This is a genomic window from Shimia isoporae (genome assembly GCF_004346865.1).
GTDB classification, from domain to species: domain Bacteria; phylum Pseudomonadota; class Alphaproteobacteria; order Rhodobacterales; family Rhodobacteraceae; genus Shimia; species Shimia isoporae.
This window is the reverse complement of sequence record NZ_SMGR01000002.1, coordinates 282,474-298,842: the sequence shown is the minus strand read 5'-3', so window position 1 is coordinate 298,842 and position 16,369 is coordinate 282,474. Positions and strand designations below refer to the sequence as shown.

General features: G+C 56.5%; 15 protein-coding genes and 1 tRNA gene. 4 read left to right on the top strand and 12 right to left on the bottom strand.

The window, feature by feature from the left end; genetic code table 11:
* Positions 1–2 precede the first annotated feature (2 nt).
* The 8 genes from BXY66_RS13025 to BXY66_RS12990 form a co-directional block, all read right to left on the bottom strand.
* A complete protein-coding gene (locus BXY66_RS13025) occupies positions 3–635 on the bottom strand; it encodes a TRAP transporter small permease subunit (RefSeq protein ID WP_132860678.1) in 633 nt (210 codons plus the stop codon).
* 71 nt (positions 636–706) lie between these two features.
* Positions 707–1,717, bottom strand: coding sequence for a TRAP transporter substrate-binding protein DctP (gene dctP, locus BXY66_RS13020; RefSeq protein WP_132860676.1), 1,011 nt, complete (start codon positions 1,715–1,717; stop codon positions 707–709).
* Positions 1,718–1,844: 127 nt separating this feature from the next.
* On the bottom strand, positions 1,845–3,185 hold the full coding sequence (locus BXY66_RS13015) for a sigma-54-dependent transcriptional regulator (protein ID WP_132860675.1): 1,341 nt from the start codon (positions 3,183–3,185) through the stop codon (positions 1,845–1,847).
* Positions 3,178–4,998: a sensor histidine kinase gene (locus BXY66_RS13010; RefSeq protein ID WP_341785807.1), complete on the bottom strand. Its 1,821-nt coding sequence runs from the start codon at positions 4,996–4,998 to the stop codon at positions 3,178–3,180. Before BXY66_RS13010 ends, BXY66_RS13015 begins: the two co-directional genes overlap by 8 nt.
* A gap of 16 nt (positions 4,999–5,014) precedes the next feature.
* Positions 5,015–5,091, bottom strand: a tRNA-Pro gene (locus BXY66_RS13005).
* 58 nt (positions 5,092–5,149) lie between these two features.
* Complete coding sequence (locus BXY66_RS13000; protein ID WP_132860672.1) at positions 5,150–6,094, bottom strand: DMT family transporter; 945 nt, start codon at positions 6,092–6,094, stop codon at positions 5,150–5,152.
* 125 nt (positions 6,095–6,219) lie between these two features.
* Positions 6,220–7,323, bottom strand: coding sequence for a 3-isopropylmalate dehydrogenase (gene leuB, locus BXY66_RS12995; protein ID WP_132860671.1), 1,104 nt, complete (start codon positions 7,321–7,323; stop codon positions 6,220–6,222).
* A gap of 58 nt (positions 7,324–7,381) precedes the next feature.
* Positions 7,382–8,278 (bottom strand): LysR family transcriptional regulator, encoded by an 897-nt coding sequence (locus BXY66_RS12990; protein ID WP_132860669.1) that lies wholly within the window; start codon positions 8,276–8,278, stop codon positions 7,382–7,384.
* A 90-nt stretch (positions 8,279–8,368) separates the two neighbouring features.
* Between BXY66_RS12990 and BXY66_RS12985 the strand changes: the two genes are divergently transcribed.
* Positions 8,369–9,280: a Rossmann-fold NAD(P)-binding domain-containing protein gene (locus tag BXY66_RS12985; protein ID WP_132860668.1), complete on the top strand. Its 912-nt coding sequence runs from the start codon at positions 8,369–8,371 to the stop codon at positions 9,278–9,280.
* Here the strand turns inward: BXY66_RS12985 and BXY66_RS12980 are convergent.
* From BXY66_RS12980 to leuC, 4 genes are all read right to left on the bottom strand, one after another.
* Positions 9,247–10,197, bottom strand: coding sequence for an endonuclease/exonuclease/phosphatase family protein (locus BXY66_RS12980; protein ID WP_132861074.1), 951 nt, complete (start codon positions 10,195–10,197; stop codon positions 9,247–9,249). The two genes, BXY66_RS12985 and BXY66_RS12980, sit on opposite strands and share 34 nt — an antisense overlap.
* Before the next feature lie 80 nt (positions 10,198–10,277).
* Entirely contained in the window at positions 10,278–11,111 is an 834-nt protein-coding gene (locus tag BXY66_RS12975) for a hypothetical protein (RefSeq protein ID WP_132860667.1), read from the bottom strand.
* A gap of 417 nt (positions 11,112–11,528) precedes the next feature.
* Positions 11,529–12,134, bottom strand: coding sequence for a 3-isopropylmalate dehydratase small subunit (gene leuD / locus BXY66_RS12970; protein ID WP_132860666.1), 606 nt, complete (start codon positions 12,132–12,134; stop codon positions 11,529–11,531).
* Positions 12,134–13,540 carry a 3-isopropylmalate dehydratase large subunit gene (leuC, locus tag BXY66_RS12965; protein WP_132860665.1) on the bottom strand — a complete coding sequence of 469 codons (1,407 nt, stop codon included), beginning with the start codon at positions 13,538–13,540 and terminating at the stop codon, positions 12,134–12,136. Before leuC ends, leuD begins: the two co-directional genes overlap by 1 nt.
* Positions 13,541–13,811: 271 nt before the next feature.
* Here leuC and BXY66_RS12960 point away from each other — a divergent pair, with 271 nt between their 5' ends.
* The 3 genes from BXY66_RS12960 (at position 13,812) to rlmH (ending at position 16,315) form a co-directional block, all read left to right on the top strand.
* A complete protein-coding gene (locus BXY66_RS12960; RefSeq protein WP_132860664.1) occupies positions 13,812–15,212 on the top strand; it encodes a mechanosensitive ion channel family protein in 1,401 nt (466 codons plus the stop codon).
* Positions 15,213–15,439: 227 nt separating this feature from the next.
* The gene (gene rsfS / locus BXY66_RS12955) at positions 15,440–15,793 is read left to right on the top strand and encodes a ribosome silencing factor (protein WP_132861073.1); all 354 of its coding nucleotides are present in this window, start codon (positions 15,440–15,442) and stop codon (positions 15,791–15,793) included.
* 51 nt (positions 15,794–15,844) lie between these two features.
* On the top strand, positions 15,845–16,315 hold the full coding sequence (gene rlmH / locus BXY66_RS12950) for a 23S rRNA (pseudouridine(1915)-N(3))-methyltransferase RlmH (protein ID WP_132861072.1): 471 nt from the start codon (positions 15,845–15,847) through the stop codon (positions 16,313–16,315).
* Positions 16,316–16,369: the final 54 nt, after the last annotated feature.

Sequence of the window (16,369 nt, the reverse complement as noted above, 5' to 3'; positions counted from 1 at the left end):
CCTTAGGAGTCGTGACCCGAGACATGCTCGGCTTCCATGGCAGCCTGCGTCGCAGCGTCGGCGATCAAAGGCACAGCCACAGGGGATTTGAGTGGATTACGAAAAGCTCGGGCATAGGCCCAGAGCTGCAAGAGCAGGCGCACGCACAGAACGCTGAAGGCAACCGGCGCCAGCAGTTTGGCGGGCCAAAGGGGAATGCCGATGTCGATCGAGCTATCGCGGCTCCAGAGGGGCGCGGCGAAGTCGAAGCTGCGTTCAAAATGCGCCCAGCTCCCCCAAACGAGCAGCAGCATAACCGCAAGAATGACGGCCGTCGTAAGGAACTCGACGGCATAGAGAGTGCGTCCTCTAAGGGCTCCAATGACCATGTCCATTCGGATGTGCCCGCCTTCTCGTTGGGTGAAGGAAATACCCATAAAGGCAATCAGCGGCATGGCCACTTCGATCCAGTCGACATAGCCGGGTAAAGGCTGGTTGGCGATGTTCCGGCCGCCGACTGAAACTACAGCCATGACCATCAGGGAAAAGACTGCCAGCCCGCTGAGAAGGGCAAGAAAGCTCTCAAGCCGGAACAGGCGTTGATCAAGCATGCTGAGGCGACTGCCGTCAGACAGCACCAGGGATGACCCTGCCATCGTAGTACTCCGCTGTCAGGAAAAAGGAGAAGGCCCGGACGCCACATTTTGTGGCATCCGGGCTCAAGGTTTTAGCTGCCGTTGGCGATCATACCGGTCACAAGGTCATAGAGTTCTTGTGCAGGCAAGCCGCGCTTGGTGTTGTGTTCAATCCAGGAGGCCGCTGCGGGTGCTGCCGCCGCCTCTTTGAAGGCGGTGATTTCAGCATCGGTAAATGTCACACGCGCAATGCCACGCTTGTCGAGTTCAGGCCCCCACGCTTCCATGGTCTTGTTCTGGTAGTGGCTTACGTAGTGGTCAAGCGCCTCGTCAACCGAGCTGAGCAGCGCGTCGCGGTGCGTATCAGAGAGGTCTTCAAGTGCGGTGGTATTCACAACAACCGGGCAATTTACGGTGCCAGGATTGAGATTTGTGGTCCACCAAGTGCCGTTTTCGATCGTACCAAAAGACATGTGCGCGTGAGGGGCAAAGCTCACCGCTTTGACAATGCCGCTGTCCATTGCCTGGCGCACTTCAGAGGCCGACATAGAAGTTGGAACGGCGCCTACAGTTTCCATGGCTTTGCCAATGCCGCCAGTGGCGCGCACTGTCAGTCCCTCGAAATCGGCCAAAGTTGCAGGCGCTTCACCCACGCCGACGAGGTTGTACTGAGGCAGAGGAGACGGCATCAGTAAAGTTGCGTCCCAACGTGCAAGATCCTCGACCACGGCAGGGTGTTGATAAACGGCCATGGAGAGCTCAACTTCTTGCTCGAGAGAGGCTACGCCAAGGAACGGAAGCTCGAGCACGGTGATCGACGGGTTTTTGTCGCGGTGATAACCAGCGCAAAACTGAGCCATTTCAAAGGCACCAATCGAGATGCCATCCAGGTTTTCCTTGTTCTTGGACAGGCCGCCGTAGCTGATGTTCAGGGTGAACTCGCCACCGGTTTTTTCGCTCACCAGTTCAGCAAGTTTTTCGACGTGCTCAGTAAATGCGCGTCGTTTACCCCAGAGCGATACGTTCCACTCTGTTGCCAGTGCTTCGGTAGCAAATGTCATGGAAAGGGCAGCGACGGCTGCCCGGTTTAGATGTTTGCGCATAGTGGCTCCTCCCAAAGACGCAATTCAGATTGGGGGGAGTATTTCGGGGTCCGCAGCGCTTGCCTATGAAGGAAAACGCGCGCGCGGATTGTATTGCCCTGCGGATTTCCGCAGGGCAAATTCGGGCTTACAAAAAAGCGTCCTTGTCCAGTCCCAGCTTGACGATCTTTTCGTTCAATGTGCGGCGTCCGATCCCCAAAGCTTCGGCTGTGGCGTCCATTCGCCCTTTGTGGGCTTTGATTGCCTTGCCAATCAGTTCACGTTCAAAAGCAGCCACAGCCTCGCGCAGCGTGTCCGGCACGTCGTCCAGGTGCGTGTCACTTTGGATTGCGGTCTGCATCGATCCCACACCGCGCCGTGCCGTGAGTATGCGCCGCTCACACACGTTGCGCAGTTCCCGCACGTTACCGGGCCAGTCATGAGACAGCATTGCGGCAATGTCGTCTGGCTCCATCGGTGGCGCTTCGATTTCGTAAACCTGCGCGTAATCTGCGAGGAAATGCGCAGCGAGCAGAGTGATGTCGTCGCGGCGCAGTTTTAGCGGAGGAAGTGTTAGAACGATGGTATTTAGGCGGAACAACAGATCCTTTCTAAGGCGACCACTGTTTGCGGCCTCGGCGACGTCTTCGTTTGTGGCAGAGATTACCCTAAGTTTGACCGGCACGGGTGATACTGCGCCCACGGGCAACACCTGTTGATCTTCGATCACACGAAGTAACTTCGCCTGCACCGCCAAAGGACAAGAGCAGATTTCATCAAGAAAGAGCGTGCCACCGGAAGCTGCTAGAAGGCGCCCGCCTGATTGTCCCTCAATGCCGAACATTTCAGTTTCAAACGTGTCGGCACTCAGGGCAGCGCAGTTGAGCGCCAGAAATGGCGCATCGGGGTCTGTACCAAGGTCATGCAGGGCGTGGGCGACCAGTTCCTTGCCGGTTCCAGTGTCACCTTGAAGCAGCACGGCAACCGGTGTGTCGGCCAGGTCCATTATTTCCTCGCGCAGCGCGACAATCGCGTCAGTCTGTCCGAGAAGTACGCGATCAAGTCCGGAAAGCTTGAACAATCGGTCGCGCAAGCGGGTGTTGCTTTGGCGCATCCGGTTCTGGTCTGCCGCGTGTGTCAAAACTGTCAGTAACCGACGTGGTTCATAGGGCTTTTCGATAAAGCCATAGGCCCCGTCCTGAATGGCCTGTACCGCCATCGGAATATCACCATGCGCAGAGATCAGGACGATTGGCGGCGCAATGGACTTATCGAGGCTCGCCAGCAATTCCAGACCAGACATACCGGGCATCCGCACGTCCGACAAAATGACATCGGGGGTGGTGTTGACCAAGTGATCTGACACTTGTTGCGCCCGGGAAATCGCTGTTGCGCGCCAACCGGCGGACTCCAGAAGATCAAGCAAACTCTCTCGCATGGACTTGTCATCATCGACGATCAGAACGGTGTACGGCTGTTTTTCAGTCATGATATTTTTCATCCGTCTGTACCGCAGGAAAAGAGATTCTAAAGACTGTGCCGCCGCCATCTCGCGCTTTGGCACTCATGGTGCCGTCATGGTCTTTGACGATGCTGGCGGAAATGGACAAGCCAAGTCCCATGCCGCGACCACTTTCGCGTGTCGTCACGAATGGCTCCTGCATCTCGGGAAGCGTCACATCTCCAAATCCGTGCCCATTGTCTGCGATCTCCACCCAAGCCGTAACGCCATCAGTTTGAACCGAGATCCTGATCTCTGGCTGTCCGGTTTCTTCCATTGCATCGATTGCATTGCGCAGGACGTTGGTCATCACCTGTTCCACCCGCAAGGCAATACCGCGAACCCAGACCGGTGTTTCGGGCAGATCTAGCCGAACTTCAACAGCACCACTTTCGAGGTTTGTCGTCACGAGTTCCAATGCCGCTTTCACGGATGATGACAAATCGACGTCTGTAAACGGTTCGCTTTCCGAGCGGGCAAAGAAACGCAGTTGGCGCGTTATTCCCTCCATTCTATCAACGAGGCCACCGAGGTTTCGGGTGAGTTTCGATTGTCCGTTTGCACCGATTTCCGCCGCTGCGAGATGATTGCGCATGGCGGCAATCGGCTGTCCGAGTTCGTGGGTCACAGAAGCTGAAAGCTGTCCCAATGCAGCCAAACGGCTGGCCCGGTCCAGTTCTGTCTGGGTGCGCTTTAGTCGCCGCTCCGCTGCGTTGCGCTCTTCAATTTCCACAGCCAGTCGTTCGTTTGCTTCACGCAGCTTCGCTTCCTCCATCTCGGAGCGGGTCAAGGCTGCTCCGACGCGCCTCGTCCGGCCGATCTGCAACACAGTGAAAACGGCTCCCCCAACCAATGCGAACAAGGCCGTTACCAACCAACTGCGTGCACTGGCGCGGTCGTCGCCGGAAAAATAGTGCAGGGTCCAATTGTGGGTCGGATCACTTGCGGAAAGATGGAGGCGTTTACCATCTGAAATGCGCGCCCAGTTGCCGGACATGTCCACCCAGTCGAGCGCTTCGAGTGCCTGTCCGGGAAATTGCTTGGCCGCAGCGATCTCTGCGCGCTGTGTTTCGGACAACGGTGCGAGCGTGCGATATTGCCAGGAGGGATCCGACGACAATAGGATGACGCCGTCCTCGTTGGCCAAAAGGACCTGCTCTCCGGAGTTGCGCCAGCTTTCTTCTAGGTCAGAAAAGTCAATTTTGATCGCGACGACGCCTACGGGCGTTTCTCCGCTGTTTTCCACAGCATTCGCGATAAAGTAACCGGGTAATCCGGTGGTCGCACCGATCGCATAAAACCGCCCCTGTTCGCCCGAAATTGCCCTTTTGAAATATGGACGGAACGCATAATTCTGCCCTATGAAGCCGCCGGCGTCGCGAAAGTTGGATGCCGAAATAGTAAAGCCGTTCTCATCCATCAGGTAGATCGCGTCGAGCCCGCTTTGCGCTGCGAAATCTTCAAGTCGATCATTCAATTTGCCTGTGCCTGCACCCTCTGCCGTGTCGATCACAAAAGGGTCTCGCGCAAGTATGTGCGTGAGATGAGAGTAGCGCTCCAACTCAGCCTTGACCGAGCTTTGATAGAGAGACAGGCGGCCTTCGGCTTTGGAGAGTTCCTCTGACAGAAAGTAACGATATGTACCCTGTGACAGGCCAATCACGGCAACAATCGCAGCAACAAAAAGCAGACTGTAGGTTGAAACCCGCATGTCGATCCCCCTTGGCGCGCATAGGAACACAGTGCCGCCGGAGCGTCCATCCTGCTGTTCGGTATGAGTAAAAACAACAAAGGCGCCCATGGGCGCCTTGTTTTATTGGTCGGAGTGAGAGGATTCGAACCTCCGACCCCTGCCTCCCGAAGACAGTGCTCTACCAGGCTGAGCTACACTCCGACCGTGACGGGCGATTTAGTCCGTTCAGGAGGTTTTGGCAAGCACAATTGCTGCAAAATTACTCCTGCTCTGGGCGTCGCATAACTTGGCTGACGCGGAAGCTGCCTGGCGAGATTCCGCGCGATCTGGTGCGCAGAACGGGGGTTTGTTCCGAGGTGCCGCCGCGGGCCTCGCGGGCAATGATGAACAGTCCGCTAGCAACAATAATTCCGGCGCCAATAAGCGTCATGGAATCAGGCACTTCGCTGAAGATCAGAATTCCAAATATTGCGGCCCAGATGATCTGGGAATACTGCATCGGCGCAACGAGCGCGGCCTCAGCGTTGGTGTAGGAATAGACCAGCATCAACGACGCGGTGAAACTGAACAACGCCACAGTGGCCATTCCGCCAAGATCCACGAGTTGCACCGGTTCATAAACAAAGATCATTGCCACTCCCATGACGCCGACGTTGATCAAGGCGGGGTAGAGCATCAACACGGCGCGACGCTCTTCGCGCCCGATCTTGCGCAAGATCACAGATTGCAGCGCGACAGCGAATGCCGCCAGTAGCGCCGCGAAGTGGCCCATCTGGAGTTCAGTGGCTCCAGGGCGCACGACCACGATCACACCGCCCAGACCGAGCAGAACGGCAATCATGCGCATCACGCCCACTTTTTCTCCCAGGATTGGTATGGCAAGCACAGTGATCAGTAGGGGGGCTGCAAACAAAAGGGCGTAGACTTGTGCAAGCGGCAGCACCGTAAATGCGTAAAATGCTGCGGTCGGAGAGGTCACGACGCAAACCGAACGTAAGGCCACCCACCATGGGTGCACCGGGCGCAAGTTGCCTTGTGTCGGGTCGCGGACGAGCATCAGCGTAATCAGCGGAAAACTGAACAAACCGGAGAAAAATACGATTTGGAACGGCGAAAACGTTGCGCCAAGAAATTTCACTACGACGTCGTGCGTGGAGAAGATTGCAAACGCGAGGAGAGCGACCAATACGGCTTTGATTTGCATGATCCGCCCCATGAAATGTGCTGCGTTGACGCTATGTTAGCGCAATCCGCTTCGGGGCGATAGAAGCGCTGTAAAAGAAAAAAGGGGCACCGCGGGGCGCCCCTTTCGAAAAAGGTATCGTGATTTTACAGGCTGGCGTCCAGCGCTGCCAGAAGGGCATCGCCCATTTCCGAAGTGGACACGGGGGCACCGCCTTCTGCCTGCATCAGGTCCGCGGTCCGAACGCCGTCGGCAAGGACTTTCTCAACGGCGGCTTCCAGGCGGTCGGCTTCCTCACCCTCGCTGAAGGAGTAGCGCAGCGCCATCGCAAATGAGAGCACGCAGGCGCAGGGGTTGGCTTTTCCCTGACCGGCAATGTCAGGTGCGGAACCGTGCACCGGTTCATAAAGCGCTTTCGGGCGGCCGTTTTCCATTGGTGCTCCAAGCGAAGCAGACGGCAACATGCCCAACGAACCGGTCAACATTGCGGCACAGTCGGACAGGATGTCGCCAAACAGATTGTCGGTGTAGATCACATCGAATTGTTTGGGTGCGCGCACCAGCTGCATCGCACCGTTGTCGGCATACATGTGGGATACTTCGACTTCGGGATAGTCCTTGGCCACCTCGTTGACGACTTCGCGCCACAGAATGCCACTTTCCATGACGTTTGCTTTTTCCATCGAACAAAGGCGCTTGTCACGTTTCATCGCCAATTCAAAAGCGGCACGGGCGCCACGCTCGATTTCAGATTCGGTATAGCGCTGGGTGTTGATACCTACACGCTCGTTGCCTTCTTCAAAGATGCCGCGCGGCTCACCGAAGTAAACACCAGAGGTCAGTTCGCGGACAATCATGATGTCCAAGCCTGACACGATATCGGTTTTCAACGAAGAGAAATCCGCCAGCGCGTCAAAGCATTGCGCCGGGCGAAGGTTGGCAAAGAGATCCATTTCCTTGCGCAGGCGCAGCAGGCCGCGCTCTGGCTTCACGGAGAAGTCGAGGTCGTCATATTTGGGTCCACCTACAGCGCCAAGCAGAACCGCGTCTACTTCCTGTGCTTTCGCCATGGTGTCGTCATGCAGCGGAACCCCGTGTTTGTCATAGGCAGCGCCGCCGACAAGGTCCTCGCTCACATCGAATTTTAGCCCGCGCTTGTCGCCGAACCAGCCAATAATACGCTGCACTTGCGTCATGACTTCGGGGCCGATGCCGTCGCCGGCGAGGATGAGAAGCGAGGGATTGCTCATGAGGGTCAGTCCTTGTCCAAATGGGTCCGCATTGGACTAGCGGCTGACGCCCCAAAGATCAAGAAACAAAGGGCTTTAATGCGCCTTCAATAAGCGACCAGACTCGTGAAATACGCGGCGTGTGTCGAAGCGCCTCGTGCGCCGTCAGCCAAACAGGTAAAACAGGCAAAGGGAAGTCGATTGGCACCTCTTCGATGTTCTCGGTTTTCAGAGCGACATTGCGCTGGCAAAACCCCAGTCCGCACCCCGCGCGCACCAGTTCCCAATAGGCGGATTGGTTGTCGCACCGGACTGCGAACCAATCCCGTTTTGCAGCGATACCCATGCGTCGCATTTCCCGTATGATGTCATCGTTGGCGTCATATCCGACAATGTCGTGGTGGCGCAGATCATCAGCGTTTTGCGGGCGCCCCTTGCGATCCAGATAACTCTGAGCTGCGAACATCCCCAGGCCAATATCACCGAGGTGCCTTGTAATCATATCAAGCTGTTCAGGGCGATACATTCGCACAGCGATATCGGCTTCTCGAAACAGCAGATTTTCAGACTGGTCCGACGGCAGGAGATCGATTTGAATTGCAGGCTCTTCCAGCCGGATCTGAGCGATAATCCCAGGCATCACGTGGTGCGCCATGAAGACTGAGCAGGCGACGCGGACGTCTCCTTCGAGTCGGTTCTCTTGCCCGGCCGCTCTGAGCGACAGTTCGGTCATTGCTACAGCCATGGCGCGGGCAGGAGACAAGAGTTCCTGACCTTTGCCAGTCAATTCAAAACCGCGAGCTTGACGCTGGAAGAGTTCCTGCCCCAGATGACTTTCCAATGTGCGGATGTGGCGCCCGAGTGTAGGCTGCGAGGCGCCAAGTTTTCGTGCCGCTGCTGAAAGCGAACCAGTTTCCGCAACGGCGACAAAGGACTGCACCAGTGACCAGTCAATATCTGCGAGTCGTTTTTCCATTCATTATTGAATATCACAAATTCGAACATCGCCAATACCCATCTAAATTCGCATATCTCATCTTGATTTCATCGAACAAGGAGAGTGAGCATGACCAAGACAGTATTGATCCTCGGTGCCAGCGGCCGTTTCGGACGGAACGCGGAGCAGGCCTTTGAAAACGCGGGTTGGACAGTGCGAAATTTCAACCGTGAAACCGATACTTTGAGGCAGGCGGTTCATGGGGTGCAGGTGATCGTCAACGCTTGGAACCCGCCTTATTACGATTGGGCCCAACAGGTGCCACGCTTACATGACGATGTGATCGCGGCGGCGCGGATTGTCGATGCAACTGTGATCATCCCCGGTAACGTTTATGTCTATGGAATGGATAACGGCGGCACATGGGACGTGACCACGCCGCACCGCGCGCAAAATGCCTTGGGTATGGTTCGCCGCACCATGGAGCAGGCGTACCGCGAGAGCGGTGTACGCACGATAATTTTGCGTGCCGGCGACTTTCTTGACACGGAAGCCTCAGGCAATTGGTTTGATATGATCATGGCGCCCAAACTTGCCAAAGGAGTTTTTACTTATCCGGGGGCAACAAACCTCGATCACGCGTGGGCCTATTTGCCGGATCTTTGTCGCGCGGCTGTTGAGTTGGCGGAGAACCGGGACAAACTAAACCGGTTCGAAGATGTCCCGTTCCCGGGCTACACCCTGACCGGAGAAGCCATGGTTGATCGACTGTCCGCAACAACTGGGCGCGACATCAAACTAAAAACAATGAACTGGCTTCCAATTCAGATTGCCCGCCCATTCTGGAAGCTTGCGCCCCATCTTCTGGAAATGCGCTACCTGTGGAACATGCCGCACCGGCTAAGCAGCTCGCGGTTTGACGAACTGCTGCCGGACTTTCAACACACTCCGATTGAAAAGGCTCTCGCGAGCGCCGTTCCACCTGAAGCGCTTCTGCATACCCGCGATCAAAAACTGATGTCGATCCAGACCAGCTTGTGACGGCTTGCCTCAACGCCGCCGAATGAGAGCAATTCATGGCCTTGCGCACCTACGCGGGGCCAAAAAATTCCCGCAGCATGCACGCGCAAGTCCCTTGAAGGCAGTACATAACTCACACGCAGATCGCCTGGTTTCGGTTCTGCCCAGTCGACGGTCGGACCTGCGTCCACCAATGGGTCTTGAACACGAGGGTCGCTGATAAGCGCCGCAATTGTTTGCCGCCGACCGTCACCGTTCCGTGGGTCGAGGTTTGCGTTTCCGACGATCACAAATCGATTCTTGGGCACAGGCCCGAAGGCTTCATCCAGATACACCTGCCAAAACCTGATTTCATCCGCATTGCGCAGGCCATTCCGATCTTCGGGTCCGTCAAATACCGGCGGACCGGCCGCGAAAGTCAAAAGAGTCAACTCGCCATCGGGATGGGCAATCGGCAAAACCCAGTGCCCAACACTGGACAAGCGTTGGACAGCTTGCGCCTCGCGGCTCGGAAAGGGGGCGCCATTCACATGAGGCATTTGTGCATCCGGAAGGTCGCGCCAAAGCAAATCGGAAAAGTTCTGTGCCTCTGCCGCAAGAAAGGGCCAGCGGGACAGCACAGCCATTCCGTCGGCTCCCCGAAACCGCCCATAGCCCTGCGCATCTGCGGCGGTGCCCAAACGACCGTCACCATCCATGTCCAGCCCCGTTCGGACACCGGTGTTGGGTGGCAATGCAAACAGGTGCTTATATGTGAGGCCGAGGTCCGCTATTACGTCCCGCAAAGCTGCCAATGCCAGCAGATCAGCGTCATAGTCTAGACCCTGTAGGACAAGAATGTCCGGTGCGCGATGCGCAATCACCTGCGCCACTGCGCGAGCTTGATCGTCGCCGCGTGTCAGGTCCCGCAAAAGTACGCCCGGACCGCGGCGGGACATTTCAACATCAAATGTGGCAATGCGGATCCGGTCGGCCGCAACGCTGGCAGCCGCCCAAAACACCGCACATGAAACCGCAATCAGGCGGGTTGCACACCACGCGCTGCCGCATAGGCGCGACGCCTGTTTTCGCTGATCATAGTGGCGACCCGCAACATCGCCATGCCGCGCATAATCATGCTCGCGGGAATGAATGCCCATGCCGTAATTGTCCAAATCAATGTCAGCGGATCATCCAGATGGATCGGATCAATCAGGTCAGACATCATCTGAACCACCGCCGGGATCAAGAATGGCATCAGAAATCCTAACGCAATGTTAAGACGCCCGTCGCGTTGAAGTCGCGGCAACACATCACCCCCCGCTGTCGGGTCAAACAAAGGCAAGTTCACCCAAACGTTGAAGGCTCCGTTCCGAGCCGGCCAACCCAGAATACGAACATAGAAGTAGAAGATCGCGAGCGCGCATAGCGAGATAAGGTACGCCATGCCCGAGGCGGTGCGCACAGCCAGCATCAGCTCCGCAGAAGCATTGTTGGGCAGCATGATCACCATCAGGCGAACTGGCGAGTAGGGGAAGTCGATCGCATCACCCACGATGTAGCCGAGCGCATGCAGGAAAGATGTGAGAGCATTCGGTGACGCCTCGCCCCGTGCGATGACGCTCAAGGTAAAGACCGTCAGGAACACCGCCAGAAAGCGCAGCCGATTGAACGGGGGCGCATACCGGAATTCGACAATCGAAGGATAGGTGGACGTATACTCAATGAAAACCAACATGCCTGCGAACAACGCAAACAGCAGCATGATGTGGATTGCATCGGCACTGACGGTCGGCATCAAAATTGCCGGCAAAGCAAACAGCAATGCCACCAATAGTGCCCGCGTCAACGCACTGATAATTCTGCCAAACACTACCCGTTTCCCTTCAAACTGGATGCCGCGATTCTCTGACCATCGTTGTGGTCCGCGATCTTTTTCCAACTTGATCCCGCCGACATTGCGGCAGGGTGCCTCATTCTTGCCTTATTGTGGCACTTGGCGCGGGTCCGGCTCAAGGATTACTTTCCGTGTTGGTAAATTTTTGAACCTGCGAATTTGCAACTGGTGCGCGAATGCATCATTCCGGAGCAGTCAAAAGAGTAATAAACTCAGTTGGATACTAGATGTGGTGGCATGTGTGAGTGAGTTCCACTATGCGAGGCTTTTGCCGCTCTGGCTCCAAATTGCGCGTGCCTTATTTTTGACGCAATTCCGCGGCGGGTCGCAAAAAAACAGAAAAGGCCGCCCAAAAAACAGGCGGCCTCGGCGTTTTCCAGAAGCTTTAGGGTGTTACACCCACGGGCGCTCTGCGCTGGCTTTTGACTCATAGCTATCGATCGACGCGGCCTTTTCCATGGTCAAACCGATGTCGTCCAATCCATTTAGAAGGCAATGCTTTTTGAAGGCATCTACATCGAACTTGATCACATCGCCGTCCGAAGTGGTGATCTCCTGTGCTTCAAGATCCACGGTCATCCGGGCATTTTCGCCCTTCTCCGCATCCTTCATCAGAAGATCCACCTGCTCTTGGGGCAGGACCACAGGGAGCATGCCGTTCTTGAAGCAATTGTTGAAAAAGATGTCGGCAAAAGACGTCGAGACGATCACCTTGATGCCGAAGTCCTCCAGTGCCCAAGGCGCGTGTTCGCGCGAGGAGCCGCAGCCGAAGTTGTCGCCGGCCACCAGAATGGAGGCCTCGCGGTACTGGGGCTTGTTCAGCACGAAATCCTCGATCTCGGTGCCGTCGCGGTTGTAGCGCATCTCGTCAAACAGGTTTTTGCCAAAGCCGGTCCGCTGGATCGACTTCAGGAAGACCTTGGGGATGATCATGTCGGTGTCGATATTCACCAGCGGCATAGGCGCGGCGATACCGGAGAAGGTTTCGAATTTTTTCATTACATCAGCTCCCGAATGTCGGTGAGTTTGCCGGTGATTGCTGCGGCGGCGGCCATGGCAGGGGACACGAGGTGCGTGCGGCCCTTGTAGCCCTGACGGCCTTCAAAATTGCGGTTCGAGGTGGACGCGCAACGCTCGTTCTCGCTCAGCTGGTCAGGGTTCATCGCCAGACACATGGAGCACCCAGCCAGACGCCATTCAAAGCCTGCATCACGGAAGATATCCGCCAGACCTTCTTCTTCGGCCTGCGCCCGTACAAGACCGGATCCCGGAACGATCATGGCGCGCATGCCGTCCTTCACCTTTTTGCCTTTGACAACTTCTGCTACGGCCCGCATGTCTTCGATCCGCCCGTTTGTGCAGGAGCCGATGAACACGGTGTCGATCTCGATATCGGTCAGCTTCTGACCGGGTGTCAGGCCCATGTATTCGATCGAGCGTCGTGCCGCGTCGACCTTGCCGCCTTCGAAGTCTTCTGGCGCAGGAACAACACCGGTGATCGGCAGAACGTCCTCGGGCGAGGTGCCCCAAGTCACGACGGGCTGGATGTCTTCGCCCTTCAGGGTCACGACTTTGTCGAAGTGCGCGCCTTCGTCAGTGTAGAGTGTCTTCCAATACGCCAGCGCCTGCTCCCAAGCGCCGCCTTTGGGGGCGTGCGGACGGCCTTTGCAGTATTCAAACGTGGTCTCGTCCGGCGCGATCAAGCCGGCACGTGCGCCGCCTTCGATCGCCATGTTGCACACGGTCATGCGGCCTTCCATAGAAAGGTCGCGGATCGCTTCGCCACAGTATTCGATCACATAGCCGGTGCCGCCAGCAGTGCCGGTCGCACCGATTACAGCCAGTGTGATATCTTTGGCAGTTACGCCAGGCTTCAGCTTGCCGGTGATTTCCACCTTCATGTTCAGCGATTTCTTCTGAATCAGCGTCTGGGTCGCCAGAACGTGTTCAACCTCGGACGTGCCGATGCCGTGTGCAAGCGCACCGAAGGCACCGTGCGTGGCGGTGTGGCTGTCGCCACAAACCACAGTCATGCCTGGCAACGTCCATCCGTTCTCCGGGCCAACAATATGCACGATACCCTGACGAACGTCGGACACCGGATAATAGTGCACACCAAATTCCTTGGCGTTTTTGTCCAGCGCTTCAACTTGGATGCGCGATTCCTCTGTCATCTGCGCGGGGTCTTCGCGGCCTGCCGTCGTCGGTACGTTGTGGTCCGGAACGGCAATGGTTTTTTCTGGTGCGCGCACTTTACGCCCAGCCATGCGAAGTCCTTCAAAGGCTTGCGGGCTGGTCACTTCGTGAACGAGGTGGCGGTCGATATAAAGCAGGCAGGTGCCATCGTCGGCTTCGTGGGCGACATGGGCATCCCAGATCTTGTCATAGAGCGTTTTGGGGGACATCGGTCCTCTCCATTCTGTTGGGGTAGCTAGGTGATGTGGCTGTCAAACAGACGTGCGAACGCACGCCGCAGGCTTATAGCGCGGCAATAACCGACTTGCTCTGACCAAAGAAACGCCAGGGCAAGAAGGCGCGGTCTGATATGTCGTAGATACGTTTCATCACGCTTCACCTACACCCTTGAATAGATTCCTTCAAGCGCATCCCGTCTCCGCGCAACATTCAAAAAGCTCAAGTTGCTGCAATCGTCGCTTACGTGCCAAGGTAGAGGGGATGGAACAGGACGTGACACTGGCACCCGAGGAGCAAACCTCGGAACTGGACCGCATCGCCGGGGCGGAGCGACAGGTTACTGGCGGGCTGCCCGAAGGCGAGCCAGCCGCAACGACCGACATTGCGCTGGGCATTTGGGATCGGCTTGTCACCTTTATTGAAAGCCTAACCCGCCCATGGGTTGCCTATCAGGTCGCCATTGTACTTGTGCTTTTAGTGGCAGCATTCGCTCTGTCCTACATTCTGAAGCCGCGGTTCTACGACTGGCTCAAGACCCGAGAAGGATGGTCCAAGCTGCGCTATCGTTACGGCGTTATGGTGCATCGGCGCATGCCGCTCATCCTGTTCACCGTGATGATTTGGTCGGTAGTCTGGGTGATGCAATCCGTGACGTGGCCGAGCCGATCCTACATTCTGGACTTGTTGGCAAACCTTGCTCTTGCCTGGCTGTTGGTGGTGATCATTCTGCGAGTGGTTGTGAACCCGACCCTGCGCGCTTTCCTGCGCTATGGTTTGTGGATTTGGGCGACGCTTGTGATCACCGGCCTGCGGGATGACGCAGTCAGTCTCATGGACAGCATGGCTCTAAACTTTGGCGAAACCCGCATATCCCTGTGGATGATTGCTCAAGCGATGGTTTTGCTGGGTTTGACCTTTGCCGTTACCCGCTTGCTGTCGCGGCAAGCAGACGCACGTCTGAAACGCAGTCAGGACATCTCGCCTTCGATGCGCGTGTTGTTTGGCAAGCTGCTGCAAGTTTTGCTATACACGTCGGCTTTTTTTATCGGATTGCGCATCATCGGTTTCGACCTGCAGGGCCTCGCATTTCTGACTGGTTTCATCGGTGTGGGTCTCGGTTTTGGTCTACAAAAAGTGGTTTCCAACCTTGTCTCCGGCCTGATCATCGTGATGGACAAGTCCATCAAGCCAGGCGACGTGATCTCGTTGGGTGAGACTTTCGGTTGGATCAACTCACTTGGTGCTCGCTATGTCAGCGTGGTGACACGGGACGGCAAGGAATTCCTGATCCCCAACGAAGACCTGATCACAAATCAGGTTGTGAACTGGTCTCACTCGGACAAATACGTCCGTCTCGATATCTTTTTCGGAACTGCCTATGGCGACGATCCCCATCTCGTGCGAAAGATCGCGGTCGAAGCCGCACAATCGGTGGGCCGTGTTCTCAATTTTCCTAAAACGCCTGTCTGTCACATCACTGGTTTCGGGGACAGCAGCGTTGACTACATCCTGCGTTTCTGGATCGAAGACCCGACGGGTGGACTGACCAATATTCGAGGCAATGTTTATCTGGCGCTTTGGGATGCGTTCAAGGAACACGGCATCTCGCTTCCCTTCCCTCAGCGTGAAGTACGTATGCTCGAAGACTCCTCAACAAATTGACACGGTCTGATGCCTGTCGGGAGCGGCCCAATTTTGCTGACCGTCACAAATTGGCAATCTCTTTGATGTGAACTGGCTTCAATCCCCTTGCCTTTCATTGAGAATGGAGTCAGGGGGTGCTATTCTCGACTTATGCCCGGCATCGGGGCTGACAGGTGCGCTACAAGGAGGGCAGACTTCTGTCTCTGAACACAGACGTGGCCAAGGCTGCAAACCCACATCCCGCGGTGAGCGCGGATGACACGGGTGCGACCAGCGAAGCACTGCTGACCCGCATCCTCTCCTCTCTCGACGAAGACAAAGCCGAAGACGTGGTGCAGATCGATCTGCGCGGCAAGACGTCTATTGGCGATTACATGGTGATCTGTTCCGGACGCTCTTCGCGTCAGGTGAACGCCATCGCCGAGAAGCTGGTGGAACGCCTGAAATCCGAGTTTGGCCGCGGTGCCAAGGTCGAAGGCAAGGAAACCGGCGACTGGGTGTTGATCGACACCGGCGATGTGATTGTGCATGTCTTCCGTCCCGAGGTTCGGGAGTTTTATCAGCTTGAAAAAATGTGGTTGCCTGCGGGCACTGCATAAACCGCTGATCCGATTGGTCGTCGGCAGACGACCTGGGAGACGAAAATGGCACTGAAGGTGCATATCTGCGCCGTGGGTCGGCTGCGGTCCGGACCTGAGCGCGACCTGCTTGACGACTATCTGACACGCTTTGACCGGACTGGCCGTGCACTTGGCCTTGGGCCCGTCACTGTGCACGAAGTTGAGGATCGAAAGAACGGCGGCATGTCAGCTGAGGCCCCTTTATTGCAAGGTGTCATTCCCAAAGGTGCCGTAATTTGCGCTTTGGATGAGCGTGGCAAACTGATGAGTTCTCCGGAATTTGCAGACATGCTTGGTGGCTGGCGCGACGAAGGTCGCGGGGATGTCGCCTTCGTGATCGGGGGCGCGGACGGTATCGACCCGTCGCTCCGGGCTCAGGTCGATGCGAAGCTGAGTTTCGGTAAAATGGTCTGGCCACACATGCTGGCCCGCGTGATGCTAAGTGAACAGCTTTACCGCGCGGCTTCAATTTTGGCCGGTGCGCCCTATCACCGGGTTTGAATAGCTTTACCGACGCCAAGCCGACGCAATACAGACGTTTTGCAGACACCCCGA

Bases quoted from the DNA above. Each gene is read 5' to 3' on its own strand.
- BXY66_RS13025 (WP_132860678.1), bottom strand. From the start codon at position 635: ATGGCAGGGTCATCCCTGGTGCTGTCTGACGGCAGTCGCCTCAGCATG.
- dctP (WP_132860676.1), bottom strand. From the start codon at position 1,717: ATGCGCAAACATCTAAACCGGGCAGCCGTCGCTGCCCTTTCCATGACA.
- BXY66_RS13015 (WP_132860675.1), bottom strand. From the start codon at position 3,185: ATGACTGAAAAACAGCCGTACACCGTTCTGATCGTCGATGATGACAAG.
- BXY66_RS13010 (WP_341785807.1), bottom strand. From the start codon at position 4,998: ATGGGCGCCTTTGTTGTTTTTACTCATACCGAACAGCAGGATGGACGC.
- BXY66_RS13000 (WP_132860672.1), bottom strand. From the start codon at position 6,094: ATGCAAATCAAAGCCGTATTGGTCGCTCTCCTCGCGTTTGCAATCTTC.
- leuB (WP_132860671.1), bottom strand. From the start codon at position 7,323: ATGAGCAATCCCTCGCTTCTCATCCTCGCCGGCGACGGCATCGGCCCC.
- BXY66_RS12990 (WP_132860669.1), bottom strand. From the start codon at position 8,278: ATGGAAAAACGACTCGCAGATATTGACTGGTCACTGGTGCAGTCCTTT.
- BXY66_RS12985 (WP_132860668.1), top strand. From the start codon at position 8,369: ATGACCAAGACAGTATTGATCCTCGGTGCCAGCGGCCGTTTCGGACGG.
- BXY66_RS12980 (WP_132861074.1), bottom strand. From the start codon at position 10,197: ATGTCCCGCCGCGGTCCGGGCGTACTTTTGCGGGACCTGACACGCGGC.
- leuD (WP_132860666.1), bottom strand. From the start codon at position 12,134: ATGAAAAAATTCGAAACCTTCTCCGGTATCGCCGCGCCTATGCCGCTG.
- leuC (WP_132860665.1), bottom strand. From the start codon at position 13,540: ATGTCCCCCAAAACGCTCTATGACAAGATCTGGGATGCCCATGTCGCC.
- BXY66_RS12960 (WP_132860664.1), top strand. From the start codon at position 13,812: ATGGAACAGGACGTGACACTGGCACCCGAGGAGCAAACCTCGGAACTG.